1 protein-coding gene is annotated in these 905 nt (G+C 69.5%); it reads left to right on the top strand.

Translation table 11 applies throughout. From position 1 onward, the window contains the following. Nucleotides 1-439: sensor histidine kinase (locus OS124_RS0117100; RefSeq protein WP_337459432.1), on the top strand; the 439-nt coding region annotated here is incomplete at its 5' end. Nucleotides 440-905: the final 466 nt, after the last annotated feature.

The raw sequence follows: 905 nt of genomic DNA, 5'->3' as shown, positions 1-905 counted from the left end.
TCTCCGCGGTGCTGGACACCGCGCTCGAGATGACCGAGGCGCGGATCGCCAAGAGGGGGTGCAGCTGGAACTGCAGCGCCCCGCCGGCCCGGTGCGCGCCATGGGTGGCGAGGTGCGGCTGGCCCAGGTGCTGGTCAACCTGATCACCAACGCGATCGACGCCATGGCGGTGAGCGAGGAGAAGCGGCTGCAGATCTCCCTCCTGCCGGGGGAGCGGCCGCAGATCCGCGTTGCCGACAGCGGCCCCGGCATCGAGAGCCCCGAGAAGATCTTCGATCCCTTCTACTCGACCAAGGAGGTCGGCGCCTCCGAGGGCATGGGGCTGGGGCTGTCGATCTCCTATGGGCTGGTCCAGAGCTTCGGCGGCGCGATCCGGGGCCGCAACCTGCCGGGTGGGGGCGCCGAGTTCACCGTCGAGCTGGACGGGGTCGAAGGGTAGGGGGCCTCGTCGCCGGTCAACGACATGGCCATGGACCAGGGCGATGCACAGGGCGTAGTGCGTCGCTCTGCCCCCCCGTCGCCGGATGGCGACACGCAGAGGGAAGCGGGGGCGCTGCCCCCGTCGCCGGATGGCGAGACGTAGAAGGAGGCGGGGGCGCTGCCCCCCGTCGCTTCGCGACTCCCCCCGGAGTATTTTCAGCCTGGTGATGCGCATGAAGGGGGTGCCCGGAAAGGCGCCCTCCTTTTGCCATGGGGCGCGTGCAACGCCCCTGGATCGGACTTAGGTTGCCTCTCTCGGGGCTGTCTCCCTTGATCATCACCAGGCTGAAAATACTCCGGGGATGCGGGGGCTGGCCCCCGCCCTGGCAGCGCTCGCCAAGGGCGCAGTCGCGCGTTAGGATCGGGCTCGGGGAGGGGCAGGCATGATGAATGAGGCAGGAATGGTGTCCCGGGTGTTGCTGGTC

This window comes from Oceanicola sp. S124, from assembly GCF_000220565.1.
Lineage (GTDB): Bacteria > Pseudomonadota > Alphaproteobacteria > Rhodobacterales > Rhodobacteraceae > Pseudooceanicola.
This window is presented reverse-complemented; position numbering and strand designations above follow the sequence as displayed.